At 48.2% G+C, this 18,619-nt stretch carries 15 protein-coding genes and 1 pseudogene; 6 read left to right on the top strand and 10 right to left on the bottom strand.

What is annotated here, in order from left to right; all coding sequences use genetic code 11:
* Positions 1 to 33 precede the first annotated feature (33 nt).
* From L579_RS08830 to L579_RS08840, 3 genes are read left to right on the top strand one after another with little or no spacing between them, the layout of a single operon-like run.
* Positions 34 to 1,380: an amidase gene (locus L579_RS08830; protein WP_021183907.1), complete on the top strand. Its 1,347-nt coding sequence runs from the start codon at positions 34 to 36 to the stop codon at positions 1,378 to 1,380.
* A 5-nt stretch (positions 1,381 to 1,385) separates the two neighbouring features.
* Positions 1,386 to 2,543 (top strand): FAD-dependent monooxygenase, encoded by a 1,158-nt coding sequence (locus L579_RS08835; protein WP_021183908.1) that lies wholly within the window; start codon positions 1,386 to 1,388, stop codon positions 2,541 to 2,543.
* Positions 2,544 to 2,552: 9 nt separating this feature from the next.
* Positions 2,553 to 3,278, top strand: a complete 726-nt coding sequence (locus tag L579_RS08840; protein ID WP_021183909.1) for an enoyl-CoA hydratase/isomerase family protein — start codon at positions 2,553 to 2,555, stop codon at positions 3,276 to 3,278.
* A 49-nt stretch (positions 3,279 to 3,327) separates the two neighbouring features.
* On the opposite strand, the gene L579_RS08845 is transcribed toward L579_RS08840, so the two are convergent.
* Genes L579_RS08845 through L579_RS08855 form a run of 3 tightly spaced genes read right to left on the bottom strand, consistent with a single transcriptional unit; the run spans position 3,328 to position 6,372 of the window.
* On the bottom strand, positions 3,328 to 4,605 hold the full coding sequence (locus tag L579_RS08845) for a TRAP transporter large permease (protein WP_021183910.1): 1,278 nt from the start codon (positions 4,603 to 4,605) through the stop codon (positions 3,328 to 3,330).
* Positions 4,602 to 5,165, bottom strand: coding sequence for a TRAP transporter small permease (locus L579_RS08850; RefSeq protein WP_036626020.1), 564 nt, complete (start codon positions 5,163 to 5,165; stop codon positions 4,602 to 4,604). The genes L579_RS08845 and L579_RS08850 overlap by 4 nt, the downstream gene beginning before the upstream one ends.
* Before the next feature lie 16 nt (positions 5,166 to 5,181).
* Positions 5,182 to 6,372 (bottom strand): amidohydrolase family protein, encoded by a 1,191-nt coding sequence (locus tag L579_RS08855; protein ID WP_021183912.1) that lies wholly within the window; start codon positions 6,370 to 6,372, stop codon positions 5,182 to 5,184.
* Between the two features lie 171 nt (positions 6,373 to 6,543).
* Here L579_RS08855 and L579_RS08860 point away from each other — a divergent pair, with 171 nt between their 5' ends.
* The gene (locus tag L579_RS08860) at positions 6,544 to 7,560 is read left to right on the top strand and encodes a TRAP transporter substrate-binding protein (protein ID WP_021183913.1); all 1,017 of its coding nucleotides are present in this window, start codon (positions 6,544 to 6,546) and stop codon (positions 7,558 to 7,560) included.
* A 231-nt stretch (positions 7,561 to 7,791) separates the two neighbouring features.
* Here L579_RS08860 and L579_RS08865 read toward each other — a convergent pair whose 3' ends face one another.
* The 6 genes and pseudogenes from L579_RS08865 to L579_RS08890 form a co-directional block, all read right to left on the bottom strand.
* Positions 7,792 to 8,217, bottom strand: coding sequence for a helix-turn-helix domain-containing protein (locus L579_RS08865; protein WP_071783569.1), 426 nt, complete (start codon positions 8,215 to 8,217; stop codon positions 7,792 to 7,794).
* A gap of 1,769 nt (positions 8,218 to 9,986) precedes the next feature.
* Positions 9,987 to 11,483 carry an efflux transporter outer membrane subunit gene (locus L579_RS08870; RefSeq protein ID WP_021183914.1) on the bottom strand — a complete coding sequence of 499 codons (1,497 nt, stop codon included), beginning with the start codon at positions 11,481 to 11,483 and terminating at the stop codon, positions 9,987 to 9,989.
* 13 nt (positions 11,484 to 11,496) lie between these two features.
* Complete coding sequence (locus tag L579_RS08875) at positions 11,497 to 12,612, bottom strand: ABC transporter permease (RefSeq protein WP_021183915.1); 1,116 nt, start codon at positions 12,610 to 12,612, stop codon at positions 11,497 to 11,499.
* 4 nt (positions 12,613 to 12,616) lie between these two features.
* Entirely contained in the window at positions 12,617 to 13,744 is a 1,128-nt protein-coding gene (locus tag L579_RS08880) for an ABC transporter permease (protein WP_021183916.1), read from the bottom strand.
* Positions 13,737 to 15,523: pseudogene (locus L579_RS24335) on the bottom strand (ATP-binding cassette domain-containing protein). Before L579_RS24335 ends, L579_RS08880 begins: the two are co-directional and overlap by 8 nt.
* A gap of 169 nt (positions 15,524 to 15,692) precedes the next feature.
* Positions 15,693 to 16,529, bottom strand: coding sequence for an HlyD family efflux transporter periplasmic adaptor subunit (locus tag L579_RS08890; RefSeq protein WP_235056575.1), 837 nt, complete (start codon positions 16,527 to 16,529; stop codon positions 15,693 to 15,695).
* A gap of 112 nt (positions 16,530 to 16,641) precedes the next feature.
* On the opposite strand from L579_RS08890, the gene L579_RS08895 reads away from it, so the two are divergent.
* A complete protein-coding gene (locus L579_RS08895; RefSeq protein ID WP_021183918.1) occupies positions 16,642 to 17,298 on the top strand; it encodes a TetR/AcrR family transcriptional regulator in 657 nt (218 codons plus the stop codon).
* 20 nt (positions 17,299 to 17,318) lie between these two features.
* Here L579_RS08895 and L579_RS08900 read toward each other — a convergent pair whose 3' ends face one another.
* A complete protein-coding gene (locus tag L579_RS08900; protein WP_235056576.1) occupies positions 17,319 to 17,726 on the bottom strand; it encodes a nuclear transport factor 2 family protein in 408 nt (135 codons plus the stop codon).
* 153 nt (positions 17,727 to 17,879) lie between these two features.
* Between L579_RS08900 and L579_RS08905 the strand changes: the two genes are divergently transcribed.
* The gene (locus L579_RS08905) at positions 17,880 to 18,431 is read left to right on the top strand and encodes a TetR/AcrR family transcriptional regulator (protein WP_235056577.1); all 552 of its coding nucleotides are present in this window, start codon (positions 17,880 to 17,882) and stop codon (positions 18,429 to 18,431) included.
* Positions 18,432 to 18,619 lie beyond the last annotated feature (188 nt).

Consider the following 18,619-nt stretch of genomic DNA (forward strand, 5'->3'; position numbering starts at 1 on the left):
CCATTATCTGTAGGGGAATGAGGATGGTTAGTGATGAGTAATGTTTCTGCTTATGTTTCACATGCCGACGCTTTTTTAGCAGGCGATGATTCACCGGTTCGTCTTTTCGACGCTTGTGTTGACACCATTGCGATGAAAGAGCCTGAGGTTCGGGCCTTTGTTCACCTCGATATCGAACGCGCCAGAATACAGGTCCAGGAAGCGGAAAAGCGCTGGCGAAAAAATGCGCCATTATCTCTGCTCGACGGTATGGTTATTGGCGTTAAAGATATCATCGAAACTCAGGAGTTTCCGACCGGGCAGGGAATTCCTGAGCTCGAAACACAACATACATTCCGTGATGCAGCCAGTGTTGCAGCGATGCGTGCTGCTGGCGCAATCGTTATCGGCAAAACGGTTACCACAGAATTTGCTTCCACTGAGCTGTTTTACCCCACAAAAAATCCCCACGATCTAAATCGTACACCTGGTGGTTCTTCTTCAGGTTCGGCAGCTGCTGTTGGCGCTGCGATGGTGCCTTTAGCTCTGGCATCACAGGTTGTCGGTTCAACATTGCGACCCGCCAGCTACAACGGTGCGTTTGGTTATAAACCTACCTGGGGCGGTCTTAATCGAAGTGGGGCTTACGATTATTTGAGCCAAAGTTGTGTCGGTATTATTGGTGGGCATCTTGACGACATTTGGATAAGTACGCGTCAGATCGCGACTCGTGCTGGCGGTGACCCGGGTCATGTTGGCGTGCTGGGCCCGGATGTACCAGTGAGTGCCGATCGACCGACTCGCGTTGCGGTGTTATTGACTGATGGATGGCTGCGAGCGAGCGATGAAGTGAAAGCCACATTCTCACAGATTCTGCATAAATTAAGCGCAGCCGGCATTTCTGTGGTTGATGCCACCAGCTGTTCATTGGTTGCTGGTTTGGAAAAAGCGATTGCTGGCGCCTTTGATAAAACCTGGCGAGTCCTGGAGTGGGAAATGCGTTGGCCACTCAATACATATAATCATCCTGACAATATCGGTATCTCACAGGCGATGAAAATGCGGCTGGATAAAGGCGATGCTATGACTCAGGCAGATTATGCGGCCGCCTTAAGTGAACGTGATAGCGCGAGAGCGAGGTTACATGACGTGATGAATGCCTATGATTGCATTCTGACATTAGGTGCCGTTTCCGCTGCTCCTCTCGATTTTTCTACCACGGGAGATCCTTCATTTAATATTCCTGCATCTTACCTGGGGGCACCAGCCCTTAGCCTGCCTTTACTCCAGGACCAGGGTATGCCATTAGGTTTGCAAATGATTAGTGGGCATCGTCAGGATGCCAGGTTGTTTTCACTGGCTAAGTGGATTGTTGACTGGGCGCAGGACAAAAGAGGTTAGATGTAATGAACACAGTAAAAAAAGTTCTCATTGCCGGTGGCGGTATTGGCGGATTGAGCCTGGCTCTTGCGTTATCAACTCGTGGTGTGGAAACCACATTAATTGAAAAACGCCCCGATTTTAATGTGCCTGGTGTTGGACTTGGACAGCCGACTAACGCTTTACGCGTGTATCAGGAATTTGGGTTGATCGAAGAGATTCTGGATGCTGGCTTCTCTTATAACCATATGTCGATTTTTGATCCTCAGAGACAGTTAATCGTTGAGCATCGTTTCCGTATGGGCGGACAGGGGCTACCGGCATTCTGTGCTCTGTCGCGTAAAACATTACACGATATCTTGTATCAGCGTGCACAAAAGGCGGGAGTCAAGTTTCGCTTTAATACAGAAATTCAGAGCTTCAATGGGCAACATGGCAGTGAGGTCATCCTGTCCGATGGCAGCTGCGAGACCTTTGATGTTGTTGCTGGATTTGATGGCATCCGTTCGAGCACCCGTCAACATATTGTTGGGGACATGTTCGGTCCAATGCCTTCGGGAATCGGTGCCTGGCGTGTGCAAGTACCGCGTCCATCAGAAGTTACAGGTATGGAGTTTCTGCAAGGCGTGGGCGGAAAAGTGGGGGCGATACCTATCTCGCAGGATAAAATGTACCTGTTTAATATTCGCCCCGAAGACCCAGCAAGAATGTTTGCCCAGGATGAAATGCATCTTCTTATGAAAGAACGCCTTTCCCAGTTTGGCGGATACGTAGCGGATATTGCTGAGTCATTAACTGTGAGCAGCCCGATTGTTTATGGGGCTCTTGAGCCATTTATTGTGCCTTACCCCTGGAATAAAGGCAGAGTTGTCATTGGTGGAGATGCAGCGCATGTCGTTCCACCTCATCTCACTGCCGGAGCCGCTATGGCCGTAGAAGATGCCTGGGTACTGGCTAAATATCTGCTGTCTTCAGAGGGTTCTGTCGAGGACCGCTTGAATGCATACGGCAGAGAGCGTTATGCACGTAATGCATTCGTCTACATCTTTGCTCGCAGCTGGATGGAAAGCGAACAGTCAGTGAAAACAGCGGCCGAGCTTGAAAGTGCCAAACTCGAACTGGCCCGAAATGCTGATGCTCGAATTACTGTTGCTGATAATATTTTGAATGAATTCCATTGCTAAGGAGATGCTATGACCCTGATTCGCAGCATGAAAGGGGACATCCTTACCCTCAGCCTCAACCGCCCTGAGGCCGATAATCGCCTCTCACCTGAGATGGTCCATTCTCTGTTGGACGAGTACCGTTCCGCAGATCCGCTTAAGGGGGGGCCGGCGGTAATCATTTTGAAAGCTGAAGGCTCGCTGTTTTCCCTCGGACGACAACGTCCTGCACAACAGTCTGCTGATCCTGCGGATATTGTTGCCGAGTTCAGTCTGATTCAGTCTCTCAATGAGGCCGTGCAAAATTGCCGCGCCGTAACCATTACAGCAATTCATGGTCAGTGTGAAGGAGCAGCGTTATCACTTGCTTCTCGCGCTGACATTGTTTTGATTGCTGAAGAAGCTGAAGTCAGTTTCCCTGAGATTCCTCATGGTATTCCACCCACGATCGTTCTGAGTCACTATCGTTATGTTTTGTCACGTCATATCCTGGGTGATTTGATCTTTACTGGACGTGTTTTGAGTGGTGCTGAGGCCGTACAGTTTGGCCTTGCTGCGCGAGTTGTCAAACTTGACGAGTTGCAGACTGAGGTGGAGAAGGTTGCCGGACTGGTCGCTGGATATGATCGTCGTTCCATCGCCCTCGTTAAGTCGTTCCTCGCTCAAACGGAAGATTTACCAAGACATGCAGCACCTGCGTTGGGAATATCCCTGTACGCCAATGAGATTTCGCACCGGCAACTGACCAGGCCTTGATTCACCAAAATAAAAACCGGCAGATATGCCGGTTTTTTTTGGTTCAGAGTTAGCTTAACCAACTGACTGGAACGGTTGTTAGCTGAGGGATGTAAGTTATCATCACCAGAACTATCAGATAGATAACCAGGAAGGGTAATACACCCCGGTAGAGTTGTGGCATCGGCACTTTAAACAAAGCATTGGCAGCAAAAAGGTTGATACCAAAAGGTGGAAGGAACATGCCAATTGCGAGGTTAATGGTGACAATGATGCCAAAGTGTATCGGATCAATACCTGTACTAACGATTAACGGGGCCATCAGCGGTGTCAGGATCAGGATCGCGGGGGACGGTTCGAGAATACTACCAACAAACAAAAGCAACACATTAATTAATAAGAGTAATTGCCAGTTCTCAAGATGCATAGCTGCAACCAGGCTAACCAGTTCCTGAGGCATGCCGGAAGTAGTTATAACCCAGCCAAATACGGTAGATGCAGCGACAAGCAGCATGATTTGTGCGACGAGAATGGTCGAATGAACGCAGATGCGCCATACCCCTACCCAATTTAGCTCTTTATAAATATAAACAGAGATGAATGCGGCATAGGCACAGGCAATGCCGGCGGCTTCTGTTGGTGTAAATACGCCACCGTAAATTCCACCAATAATAATAACCGGTGCCATCATGGCCCAGACGGCGGAGCGTGCGGCTTTTGCGATTTCACTAAAACGGCTACGTGTCGTGCGAGCAATATTCATCGAACCCGCACGCACCATGACATAACAGGCAAGAAAAATGGCAATGATGATTCCGGGAACGATACCGGCCGTAAACAGTTTTGTTACTGAAACTTGGGCGGTGATCGCATAGACAATAATGGATATTGAAGGGGGGATGATGATGTCAATCACCCCTGTAGCGGCGATAAGGCTTGTCGCGAATTTCTTGCCATATCCCTGTTGTTCCATCGCGGGAATTGTCAGCTTCCCAATCGCTGCAACACAGGCAACAGATGATCCAGACATGGCACCAAATGCTGATGCGCTACCAATAGCCGCAACACCCATTGATCCGGGGATACCACCGACTAAAGTCATGATGAAAGCAATAAGGCGTTTAGCTATACCGCCTTGCGCCATAATGTCACCGGCCAGAATGAACAATGGGATAGCCAACAACGTAAAATTGTCGAGCCCACCAAACATGGTTGATTGGATAACTTTCAATGACGCAAGATCAAGCTGGAATATCCCCAGAATTGAGATTGAGAAAAGCACCAGAAAGATCGGGACACCCAGGCAGATCAGAACCAGCGGTACCAATACAAAAATTAATTCAGTCATAGTTTATGCTCCTCGCCATTAAACTCGTTTTCTTTGCTGACAGGATCAAAGGCGATTAAACGCAGCAGCATCATCAGAGCAATCAATACCAGACCACAGGGAACAAAGCCCTGGGGGATCCACATAGGGATTCGCAAGGAGTCAGAAACCTGGCCAAACCGGTAAAAACGTCCCACAACGTCAAAAGACACCCATGCCAGAGAAAGCAAAAGTGCAATAGCGGCAAGACTAATGATGATCGAAATGACTTTCTGAACCTTAACAGGAAAGCGTGGCATGAGTAAGTTCAGGCTTAAATGCTGTCCACGCCAGGTCACTGCGGCCGAAGCAAAGAAAATAACGAAAATCATGCAGTAAACCATTGCTTCTTCAGCCCATGAAAAAGCGTGCTGAAAAAAGTAACGCCCAATGACATTTGAGGTACATATCAAGACGATGATGGCCATTGACAGGCCACACAATTGGGTACAAAAGGTGCTTATTGCATTCCCCAGACGGATCACAAAGTGGCGTAATCCACTTTCTTCTGCTGATAAAACATTCTCGGAAGAAGGCTGCATATGTCACTCTCCATAATCAATGTGAATCAGACGAAAACGTCTGCACGAGAGTAGATTTAATGACTTTAGCCTGCCGGATTGTGGCTGGGGTGTTCCTGCTTCTGCCAACAAAACGTGGGATGCCATCAGTAATCACAGCACCAATGGCCGGTACATCACCATTCGTCAGCCCTGAAAGCGCATCGTTCTGTGACCCACCTGCACATGCATCAATCAAAATAACATCGGCATCTTTACCTGGTGCCAGGATGCCATTGTTCAGACCATATACTCGGGCGTTGTTTCCGGTAGCCGCAGCAATACCTATCTCTGCTGGCAGAACACCAAGAGATGCCAGGTAAGAGATGGTATACCAGATTCCAAGCGGCATAATGCCACTCCCGGTGGGCGTGTCCGTGGCGATAAGCAGACGATGCAGGTCTCCCTTTTCGATTAATTGTCTGGTGACAAGAAACGAAGTGCGGAGATTGCCAGCAGTGCAGAGTTGAAGCGCGATGTCAGATTCGTAAACAAGTCGCGCGAAGCCTGCTTCAGGTATTGCAGTGGGGCCACCATTAACGTGATAGGACACATCAGGATTAATGGCCAAAAGATTTTCTGCCCATATACCACTCGATCCGGGAATTGACGATCCCCCGGTGTGAACCATAGATACCATACCAAGCTCACGGGCAATTTTGACCAAAGGTGCATACTCGTCTGGATGAGAAAATGCACCAAAACCCGCTTTAACCATCCAGACACCGAGTTGCCTGACCTGCTCAAGATCGGCACGGGTAAGTCCCGGCTCCAGAATTAATGAACCCGCATGAACACGCATACCGCCAGGACGGTAGTGCTCGAAGCATTTACGTGCTGCTACAGCCAGTGCTTTAACTCCCTCAGGATCTTTCGGTCTTCCTGGAGTATGTACCTCGGAAGCAGAAATTGCGGTCGTCACTCCGCCATGAACATAACTTTCCAAAAAGCCAACGGTTTTCTGCCGCGGAGTGTAGTCGCCGAAGGTGATGTGAACATGACTATCAATTAAGCCAGGTGCTGCCATCATGCCATCGGCATCGATAACAACATCGGCATCATCCCAGCTGCTGGTTGTGTCAATGGAAATGATTTTGCCGTCTTTCATGATGATGTTGCCACCATCAGTGAGTGGGTTATGCAGGTCGCCGGTAGCGATGGTGTCGATATTGATTATTGCAACTTTCATTATTGGATTTACCTCTTGTCTGTCTTGAATCGATATTGACAAATCGTATGACAATCTGTCAATAATCGATTGTCATACGATTTCTGTCTGGTAATAATCAGAGGGAAGATTTCTTAAACAGTAGTACCAAATGGCTCAAGAATCGCAGACTTGTAAGGCAGGGGTAAAAAGATGCAAAGAAGAACATTTTTAAAAGCGTTATCGGCGGGTATGGCGTTGAGCGTTCTGCCACTGAAAGCGTTTGCGAAAAACGCCACAGTAATGAAAATTGGCACATCAACCATTAATGATTCGCAGCATCAGTGGATGATTAATTTTGCCCGGATTGCTGAAAGTAAGGCTCAGGGCCAGCTCAAGGTTGAAATTTTTCCAGCCAGCCAATTGGGATCGACAACCCGACTGATTGAACAAACCCAGATGTCTACGATACAGGGGGTTGTTGCTCCTCCTGAATTTCTGAGTGGTATAAATGAGGCCTTCAGTGTCTTGTCTGCGCCGGGTAAGTTTGACGGCATGGAGCATATCGCCCGCACGTTGGCTGACCAGCAGTTAAACAATTATCTCTTCAGCCTGGGTGAGTCCAAAGGTTTGAAAGGTTTGGGTATGTTCCTGTCCGGCCCTTCAGCATTTTGTGCCCGAGAAGAAATCAGAACCCCTGAACAGTTTGTTGGTAAGAAAGTACGTGTTCTTCCTGCCAAAATACAGCAGGCACAGATCAAGGCGATGGGTGGGGCTCCACTGCCGATGCCACCGTCAGAAGTGTTACCTGCATTGCAGCAGGGAACCCTGGATGCCGTGATGAGTTGCATTCCTGTAATGGAAAGTTTGTCATTTTCAGACGGTGCGAAGCATTTCATTGAGACAAATCACGGGGTCATTTCTTCGATGGCTGCTGTATCAGCTGACTGGTTTAGCGATCTCTCTAAGGAATTACAGGAGATTATCGTTCAATCTGGGCAGGAAGCTACCGCCTCTGTACGTCAGTTCTCAATTGACGATGTTAACGACGCGAAGAGCAAATGGGTTAAAAAAGGTGGGAACATTATTACGCTAACCGATAGTGAGCGTGATGCTTTCTTTACTAAACTTTTGCCGACGGGGCCAGCAGTAGTCAAAGAAAATCCAGATATGGAAAAAGCCTTTACAATTTATATGCAAGCTATCCAACGCGCACGAAATGTAACCTGAGAAAACACAAGATAGTGCACGTTAAACCGAGGTTCTGAGTAGGTATAATTTTAAGCATCCACTTGGCTGGCCACAGGCAATTCAATGTTTTTTTCGAATTGCCTTTATTTTTTTAGGGTTTGAAATGCATTTAATTGATTGGGTTGAGTGATGAGGTTTTGGATGATGCTATGGATGCGTTTGAATTGTGATTTTTAAAGAGCATGTGACATGAAAAGCTATCCGATATCGTTACCCATGTCTGATCGAGTACAGTAGATTCCCACTCTCATTATCCAATTTCTCAATGGGTTTTATGTTTGCTGAGAGATACTCTATCTCTGGGTTATTTTTACACAAGCACCTAAATTTCAATGGCGGGTGCATGTATTTTTTAGTGAATGATCGTGTGAAGGATGCCTGGGATTTAAACCCATACTTACTATAAATGGAAGTGATGTTCTCTTCACTAAAAGCGAGGTCTTGCGCGGCCTTTAACAGCTTCAAATCTCTAATGTAGCTGGCAATACTTTCATTTTTAACACGGTAAAACATTCTTTGGAAGTACCACTTTGATAAACCTGTTCGCCTGGCCAGATCATCTATTTTTATTGCTGAGTTAATGTTCATCTCAATCCACTCTTCGATATCACGAATGATTTTTTCACATCTGGTCATGATATTAATCCCCGGGTGTTTGAAGAAACGCGGATGAGTGGCAAAAGGATGGATTTATTGAAAGTTCAATTTAAACATAATGTTACATAGTAATTTTACTAAATAGACATGCCCTGTCAATGATGTTTCATTCATAGCCTCTATGAAAATTTCTCATAAAAAGCCTATAGAACAAGGGAGTATGAAGGTATTCATATGGAGTAATTCAGATGGAGTTTTCAATGTGATAGTAACGGAATGGTTTCTCAATTATCTTAAGTTTTAGTTTTCTGTGAATATGCTAACAAAATAAAATTTAAACTATTTTATTTTTGATTTTATTTTCTTGATTCAATGGTATTGGAGATCTTAAAGAGCAAGATTATTACAATTTTTAGTTAGTATTAGTCCTAACCTATTATTATGCGGCAAGAACACATTAATTCAATTCATAAGCCTTATGAGGATGTTAGGTGTTGCGTAGTAATCTTAATTTTTGGTATTTTAACTGGTTTTATGATTGATATTATGCGTTGGGCTCATTTTAGGGAGTGATCGTTGGATGCGCGCGATTTTGATATTTTCTTAAAGCCACTCTCCAATGAGTGATAATACCACAGTGGTCATATTGTTATGATTAAAGTGTAAGGATTTCGAAAATTATCTTTATTTTTTAAGGTTGAAAGCTCCAGGTTTGTTATGGACGCAAATGACCCTCAGTGAAATATCTGATTAGGGATGGTGTTTTTTTATAAAAATTTTGAGGTGTGTTGTGCCGCTAAGAAGCGTAAGGGCTATCTATCTAAATAATGCTACTGTAATATTTTATACTGATTGCCATTTTACATATACCGGGCTTGCAAATTTGTTCCTGAACGGGTTGGTAAGCAGATTAAAAGATACCACTCTAATAATGTTAGATTGTGCATCAAGTGACTTTGAGCGTAAGGTTGATGATGCTTTGAAACTTCGTGAGGTTTACGGCGAGAATTCAGTGGTCTTCATACTGACTTCTGAAGAGGATAGTTTCGAATTTTTAGAGGGCATCCACTTTATCTCGTTGCGAACATCTATTGATGACTTGATTGGATACGTATACAGCTCGGTCAGATTTAGAAATACGACGGTAAAAAAAATATCCAAGGTAAATATGGATATCATTTATCTTCAATCGTGTGGCGTTAAAGGTGAGATGATATCAGTGATAACAAATAAAAGCCGTTCTACTATAAAAAATAACTTATCCTATTGCAAAAGAAAGCTTAACATTAAGAACCATTTAACTGAAAGGGCTTTGATTTCAACAGTTAAATGTATTTATATAAATAGACATCGATTTTTTGGAATGTGATATGTTCGATTTATGGGTTTTTATATTTTCATTGTTTATGTTAATTCTCTCAATTTCGAAGATGATCGGTGTTCATAAAAGGAAGAAAATATTACAAAGAAGGGAGGCGAATATCAGGAGGTGATTCAACTCTTGAAGAAAAAATATTATAAATATATGATTTATATGGTTTAATTTTCAATTTCGTAATTTTTCTACTGGCAGGGCCACTCATTATTGGAGATTTTCCGGGGCGGAATGCCGAGATGTTCTGCGGCAAGATGTGTGGTCGGCCGCCGGTCGGTAACCTCCAGAATCTTACGGTCTATCCGCATATTCACCTGCTTCAGGGCTTAGATAATCTGTGTTTGAGATTCATGGCTACCACCTTCGTTCAGAGGGGTTATCAGAGCGGGAAATCCTCACGATTTCCCACTGAAAAACAATTTGCTGGTGTGAATTAACGTGGATAGTTACCCACAGCACGATTCACCGCCGCCCATGCCGTCTTAAGATCCCGCTGGCTCATTGCCAATGCCTGACGTGCCTGAATATCGCTACGTTGGGCATCCAGGACATTAATAAAACTGGTTAATCCGCCGTTATAGCGTGCCTCAATCAGGGCCAGAGCCTGAGCAGAACTCTCAGCCCGCGTTTGTTGTTCAGCGAGTTTTTGTTGGGCTGCGCTATAACGGCTTAAAGCGTCATCAATTTCCTGCCACGCTCTCAGGACAGTTTTCTGATAATCGACAGCGGCCTGTTGCTGATCAGTCTCCCGCAATACGACAGTCGCTTTACGTCGTCCTCGATCGAAAATCGGTAAATTGAGGCTTGGGCCAACGGACCAACTGCGGCTGCCCCATTCACCGAAATTACCCGCACTGTAGGTATCCATACCAATTTGAGCACCGATCGTGATACTGGGGTAAAGCTCTGCTTCAGCCACGCCAATTCTGGCCGTGGCAGCATGAAGATGTGCTTCCGCAGCTTTGATGTCAGGTCGGTTTGACGCGACCTCGGAGGGGATACCTAACTGTAAAGGCGGCAGATTACCCGCCTGTAAGCTGCCAGGTTTGAATTGCAGCAACGTTTTCAATGCACCAGGACGTTCATTCAGCAGCAGAAGAAGCTGATTTGTCGTCACCCCCTCCTGTGCCTGTAATTCAATAAGATTTGCCCGCGTCGCTGCCAGTTCACTGCGTTGCCGTTCAAGATCCGTATTATCCTGTGCACCACCCAACGTTCGTGCTCGAATCAACGACAGACGTTCATCAAGTGCTCTCTCATCATCTTTTGCCAGGCTGATTTGCTGCTGCACACCCCGCAAAGTCCAGTAACTGTTAACCACGTCACCAACAATACTCAATCTGGCAAATTCAAGCTGGGCCTGCTGCGCGGCGCTGTCAGCTTCGGAAGCCTCAATGGCGCGACGGACGTGCCCCCAGAAGTCAATTTCCCAACTAAAATCCAGTCCTCCCTGATACCAGTTGTAGGGATCGGTCATCAGCGTGATGAGCTCATCCGGATTTGGCAGAACCTCTTTTAACGCTCTGGTCGAAGGGCTGTTTTCGCTTTGCTGATTGCGGGTGATACTGGCTGTCGCATTGACATTTGGCGTTTGTTGCGACGACGTGATGTGTTGCTGTGCGCGTGCGCTGGCAAACCGAAGCGCGGCTGTTCTGATATCAGGACTGGCAGTTAAGGCCTTTTCAACCAGCACATTGAGCGTGGGGTCATCGTATCTTTTCCACCACTGGTTATCCGCTACCGCAGCGGCACCGGGAACATTAAGCAACGCAGGATCAGCACTACGCCAGCTTGTCCAGTCAGCCGGAGCTTTCTGCTGTGGTTTTTTGAAATCAGGACCAACGGTACAACCGCTAACGAGTATCATCGCCAGCAACGTTGCCACGACGGACAACCCAGGACGATTTAAGTGGGAAACACTGAGATTCATCTTCATTCCTGCATCAGTACAGTCGGTTACGAAACAACCATGCAGCCAGCGGCATAGTGACAACAGCCAGGGCAAGCATTGGGATAAAATCAAAGGCGATATCAGCGAATCCGGCTCCCTCGAGATAGACCCGGCGCACCAGATCGATGGCAAAGCGCAAGGGGTTGGCATAGGTGAGGGTATTGAGCAGGTCAGGCATGGTTTGTACTGGAGTAAGCAGCCCGGAAAGCAGCATGAGCGGCATAATCAGCAAGAAGGTGTAAAGCATCGCCTGTTGCATATTGATGGAAACAGCCGAAATCGACAGCCCCAGACCAACCGCAGCAATGTTGAAGCACAACAGGCCGGTGTAGAGCACCAGAAACGAGCCGTTCATCGGTATCCGGAACCAGAACAGAATGATCAGTAAAATTATCGTCGACTGTACCAGGCCCACCAATACTGGCGGTATGGCTTTGCCAACCAGTAGCTGCATGGGTGTAAAAGGGGTTACAAGCAGTTGATCAAATGTTCCCTGTTCCCGTTCTCTGGCGACAGACAGAGCAGAAAGTAACAGGGTTTGAATCATGCTGAGTGCCGCAATCAGAGTAGGCATTATTCCCCAGCGAGACTCAAAATTTGGGTTATACCAGGCTCTGACCACGACGTTCATGGCAGAAGGGCCAGCACTTCTCTGATTGAAGCCAGTGACTACCGCAGAGATATAACTTGCTGCGGCCCCGGCCGTTGAAGAGTTACGCCCATCCAAAATTACCTGCATGGGGGAGGCTAAGCCCTGGTTGAGTTTATCCTCAAAGTCGGGTGGGAAAGTCAGTACCATAAGCGCTTTACCGTCCATGACAGTCTGCGCTATCTGGGCAGATGAAGTCAGGGTCGCCGTACGGTTAAAAACACCGGTGCCATCAAGATGCGACAGAATCTCGATGGAAGACTGACTTCTGCTTTGATCCAGGACGGCGTAGTCAACATGATTGACATCATAGGTTGCGGCATAACCGAAGAGTACGGCCTGCAAAAATGCCGGCGCAATCAGGATCACCCGGTTGGCGGGTTCTTTGATGATCGTCAGCATTTCTTTTCTTATCAGAAAGCTGATATGTCGCAGCCACTGTATTAATGAATTCGTCATCTTTTTATCTCAACCGTTTACGAAGTGAGATCCGCGAAGCGTTAATAAGCAGCACTGCGTAAAGCAAAAGAATGCCGCACTGGCGGAAAAACAATGGCCAGTCATTCCCCCCCAGGAAAAGCGTTTTTATCAGAGACATGAAATGTGTGGCAGGCAGGATCTGACTGACTACCTGGATTGCCAGCGGCAAATTGCGAAGATCAAAGACAAATCCTGACAGCATCATGGCTGGCATAAAGCTCGCAATCAGTGCCACCTGACTTGCCATGAACTGACTCGGCGCAAACCCAGAAATTGCCAGCCCCATACCCAGTGCCACCAGCAGGTAGAGCAAAGAGGCGATGATGATAGCGAACAGAGAGCCACGGATGGGGACGTCGAAAAGATAATGTGCAGCCAGAAGGCACATCATCAGGTCAACCGTGCCTATCACCATATACGGGGCAAGTTTGGCGAGTACAAGTTCCAGTGGGCGAACCGGGGTGACAAACAACGCTTCAAGCGTTCCCCGTTCTCGCTCCCTGGCTATCAGTAACCCGGTAAGAAAGGCACCAATGAGCGTCAGAATCAGGACAATGATCCCAGGAACGATGAACCAGGTGCTGTTGCTGGCTTCGTTAAACCACATACGCTGCTCGATGGAAACAGAACCCACCACCGAGGGGGTATTTTGCCTGTCTGATTCAACGGCAGACTGCACGGCCAGTGCCCCGGTAATGTAACTCTGAGCGGCAGATGCGACGCTGGTCACCGCCCCATTCAGGATTACCTGCAACTGTCCTGTGCCGACGCTACTACTCTGCGCATAATCTGAAGGAATACGGACAATGGCATCCGTTTTCCCCTGTTGCAGCGCCCTCTGTGCCGTAACGAAGTTTGGATACTCCTGCACTGACAGATAGCGACTTCCCTGCAATGCGCTAATCACCTGATGGCTTTGCGGAGTATGTTGTTCCTGAACGACAGCAACACGGGCATTGGCAAGGTCGAAAGAAATACCGTAACCAAATAAAAGAATTAGCACCACGGGTAACAGGAAACCCACGGCCAGATTGCTTTTATCACGAACCAACTGGCGTGTCTCTTTCCGTGTCAGCGAGATAAGACGATGAAAGAATGTGGAGTCATGCATGTGATGACCCTCTCCCTATGGCGTTGGCTCGAGCATTCTCGACAATCGCAATAAATGCCGTATTCATATCGACATCGTGATGCAACCCGGCAAACTGTCGTACTTCTCCTGGGGTACCCAGTGCCAGCATTTTTCCTGCATCCTGAATCGCTATGCGGTCGCAATACTCGGCTTCTTCCATAAAGTGAGTGGTGACAATGATGGTGATCCCCTTATCTGCCAGCTCCCCGATGGTGTACCAGAAAAGGCGTCTGGCCAGCGGATCGATACCACTGGTTGGTTCATCAAGAAAGACGATTTCGGGTTGATGCAGTAATGCGACAGCCATGGACAAACGTTGTTTAAACCCACCCGGCAATTCACCACTGATAGCATCAGGATTGAGTTTGAACTGTTTAAGAGAGGCTTCAATTTGTCGAGTTAACATGTCCCCGGACAAGCCATAAGCACCGCCAAAGAATGTCAGGTTTTCCCTGACGCTGAGATTGCCGTACAGAGCAAACTTTTGCGACACATAGCCAATGCGGGCACGCGCTTTTGCTCTTGCGGTTCGCAGATTCATTCCGGCGACTTCCAGCTGACCACTGGTCGCAGGCAGCAGTCCACACAGCATCCGAAAGGTGGTGGTCTTTCCAGCGCCGTTCGGTCCGAGAAGACCGAAAATCTCCCCACGTTTTACCCCAAAAGAGGTGCTGGCAACCGCAGTAAAATCACCAAACTTACGGACCAGATCCTTTACAAGGATGACAGGGTTATCGTTGTCATCTGCGGAATCACGGGATGACACCATTTCTGGCTTCACCGGGGCAGAGAATGTTGAGGGTTGTTCCTTCAGCTGTGCACGATGCAGCAACAGCATGAAGCCGTCTTCAAGCTCAGGTTCGCGTGGTGTGGCGTTTATCCCGGCAGGGGTCGATGTGTCTTCAGGGGACTGACAAATAAACCTTACGGCATCCCCTTTAGGGACGGCGTCAGCAATCTTTTCCCGTTGTTCAAGTAAATGTGCCTGCAATGTACGTGATTTGATTCCGGATGCCGGAATTGCCTGCCATGTGCTGCCTTGGCGACCTGTCGAAGCTCGTCTGGTGTGCCAGAGGCGAGAATTTTACCTTGATCCAAAATGTAAACCTGAGCACATCGTTCAGCTTCATCCATGTAAGCTGTGCTGATGATAACGCTCAGATTTTCATCCTGGACAAGTTGCTCAATAATCTTCCATAAATCGCGACGGGAAAGCGGATCAACCCCGACACTGGGTTCATCCAACAATAACAAATCCGGGGAGCGCACCAGGGTACAGGCCAGACCCAGTTTCTGTTTCATACCGCCAGACAGCTTTCCTGCCGGGCGAGCGGTGAAACGTTCAAGGTCAGTGATAGCCAGCAAACGGGCAAAACGTGACTGCCTTTCCCCGGCTGGGACACCATGCAAGTCAGCATACAGGTCAAGATTCTCCTGCACGCTCAGATCCTCATAAAGACCAAATCGTTGCGGCATATAACTGATGCGGTTTTGCACAGATTGCGGGTCAGCAACCACATCGGTCCCCAGAACTGTCAGGGTACCCGATGTGGGGGTATACAGTCCGGCGATCAGTCGTTGAAAGGTGGTTTTACCAGCACCATCCGGCCCGACGAGCGCCGTCACCTCACCGGCACGAATCCTCAGCGTGAGTCCATCCAGCGCTCGCAGGTCTGGCATATTTTTCCCAGGGGCAGGAAACTCGCGCACTAAATCTTGAGCCACCACCACGTCCTGACGATCAGTGAGTGGCATCATGTTGTTTCTCTGGTTGAGTGTTGATAGTGACCGTTGCAGGCTGTCCCATACGCAATACATCATTCGGGTCTTCAGCAACAATTCGCACTTCGTATACCAGATTGGTTCGTAGCTCCTCGGTTTGAACCGATTTTGGGGTGAATTCGGCGACAGAAGAGATAAAGCCGACTTAGCCCTGCACGGGGTTATCAGGAAAGGAGTCTGTCCTGATCTGGGCGGTCATGCCTGACCTCACCCGGCCAAGATCATTTTGGCTCAACCATACCCGAACCCATTTAGGTTCACTCATTGCCAGAGTGAAGACGGCTTTCTGAGGTCCGGTCATGTCACCCGGCTCCTGAAGACGGGCGCGTACCACAGCATCGACAGGAGAACGTAACTCGGCCTGTGAAATGTGGTACTGCATCAGTGCCAGCTGGGCCTGTGTGGCGCGGACCTGAGCGACCGATGCCTCACGCTGTTCTTTTCGAACTCCTTTTTCCATTAACGTGAGGTTAGCCTGTCGCTCTTTCACACTCGCCTGTGCAATGAGCAGGGAACTTCTGGCCATATCCAGTTCCTGCTTGCTGATACCTTTACCACCCGTGGTGGCTGAAATCCGCTGGATCCGGGTGATATCCTCAGTGGCTTTTTGCAGTTGTGCCTGAGCGGATGCCAGTTGCGCTTTCGCCTGTGCGATTTCTTCCGGACGCGCGCCCGCCTGCTGTTCACGAACGGTCTGCTTTTGAACATCCAACTGCGCCACAGCCTGTTGTTCCTGAATTTCCAGCGCTTTGGTATCCAGCGTAGCCAGAATCTGCCCGGCTTTGACGTGGTCGCCTTCATCAACGGTAACCGTACTGATCCGGCCATTATTCTCAAATGCCAGTGAAACCTGACGGATGTCGACATTGCCATACAGTGTCAGTTGACCCGTATTCTGGTTGTTTCTGCCAAACAACCAGAAAGCGCCTGCGACAACGATGAGAGCCGCCACGATCCCTCCCGCGATGATTTTTTTGTTCATAGGCATTGCGTCCTGATGCTCCCTGATGCTTAGTTTAAATTTAATTTAAACTTTAATTGTGTGATAATAAACCCCTTATGATCATAAATAACTTATCCGGGCATTTTGAATAATGGGCAGAGCACGACGCAGCGATGGAGATATCACCCGCGAGAGCATTCTGGAGGCAGCAGGGGAATTGATTGCTGAGAAGGGGTTTGCTCAGACCACTAACAAAGAGGTCGCCAAAAAAGCCAATGTTGATCTGGCAGCGATCAACTATCACTTTGGCGGTAGAGATGGGCTATATCTGGCTGTGCTGACACTGGCTCATCATCATTACCTGGATGGTGATCAGCTTGCTCAGTTAGCAGCATCAGACCTTCCCGCTGAAGATAAACTGGGTGTATTTCTGGAAACGTTTCTGGCGAAACTCAGCAATCCGGATGACTGGCACGGACGCGTATTTGCACGAGAACTGTTGTCTCCTTCGGTACAACTCGGTGATTTTATCAACTCAGAAGGTGCAGGAAAAATTCAGTCAGTCAGGCGGATTGTTGCGCAGGCAGCCGGTCTTACAGAGGATGATCCCCGCCTGCTTCCCTGTATGCTCAGTGTCGTGGCACCCTGCATGATGCTGATGGTGGCCGGGAACCGTATACCTGGTCCGGTGCAGGAAATTGTCGCGATGCAGACGCAAGCGCTGACTGCGCATTTCAAACTTTTTTCTCTGGCTGGGTTAAAGGCGATACGTGGCGAGAACAGCAGTGAATCGCCGCAAAAAAGTTAACCGTCAGCTTAACCAGCGTTTCAGACACAGGCCTGTGCGACAGCGTAACTGTCTTCAAACAGCCGAAAACGCGTAATCAGGCCATCAGTCACCGTAAAATCAAGCACGAACTCGCTCTCGATCAGTTTTCCGGTTTTGTTCACCCGGGAGGCCAGCCTGCCGGGGATCATTACTCTGCCACCCAGCACCAACATCTCGCCGACTTCGAAGTGTTCCGAGCTAATCTGCTCGCGGATCTGCCGATAAAACTCGACGGCACCGGCTTTGCCGTGCTTGCGGCCAATCCACGGCACAACCGCCACATCTCCCGCCACGAACCAGTCAACCTCCTCGCTGACCAGCTCAGCAATGGTGGAAACATCTGGCGATGTTGCCGCACGTTGCAAAAATTCCTCAATAACCTCAACCGGTTGTCGCTCAGACATCATGCGCCTTCTATTCTGTAGTCAAAAATATATAATTGGTTCTAACCCGGCTGGATGATGCAGTCAATAATTTTGTAGTGATATTTACAGAAATGGTGTGCTATGACTTCTCGCGGAAGACCCCGCAGTTTTGACAGGCAAGCGGCTTTGCAGGCGATGATGGAGGTTTTTTGGATTCGCGGCTACGAAGGTGCGCAACTCTCTGATTTAACTGCCGCAGCAGGCATTAACCCGCCCAGTTTTTACGCTGCATTTGGGTCCAAAGAAGCCGCATTTTGTGAGGCGGTGGATCATTACCTGGTGACAGTCGGAGAAGGGTCGCGGCTGGCGCTGGAGACGCCGCCAACGCTGCGGCAGGCGCTGCGTAATATGTTCCTGACCAGCATTGAGGCTGCGCTCGCCCATCAACCGGGCGGATGTATGCTGATCCTCGGGGTAGTGAATTGCCTGCCGGGAAATGAACAGGCAAGGCTGTACCTTAAGCAGGCACGGCACAAGATTGTTGAGGCGATTACCGCCCGTATTGAACGTGGACGTCATGACGGCGACATTCCCGCAGAAACCGATATTGGGCAAATGGCGGCGTTTTTTTATGGCATAACCCAGGCGATTTCCTTGCAGGCGCGTGATGGATCATCCAGAGAAGAGCTTATCGCCATGATTGATTTTGCCCTTCGTTCGCTGGATACGGTGGTGGTTACAGGTTAAAGAGGTCAGATAAAGAAGAGCGAATGCTCTGCGCAGCCATCAGAACAATGGAATATTTCCTGTCGAAATTTTACCGCACGAGTAAATAGAAAAAATGTTAATGTCTGATGGCGATTTTAGTCACCTGTGAAGGTTAAATATGCAGAACATGTCTGTGTATGGCGTGTTTTCAACTGTCGAAATTAATG

This window comes from Pantoea sp. AS-PWVM4, assembly GCF_000468095.1.
In the GTDB taxonomy this organism is placed as follows: Bacteria; Pseudomonadota; Gammaproteobacteria; order Enterobacterales; family Enterobacteriaceae; genus Pantoea; species Pantoea phytobeneficialis.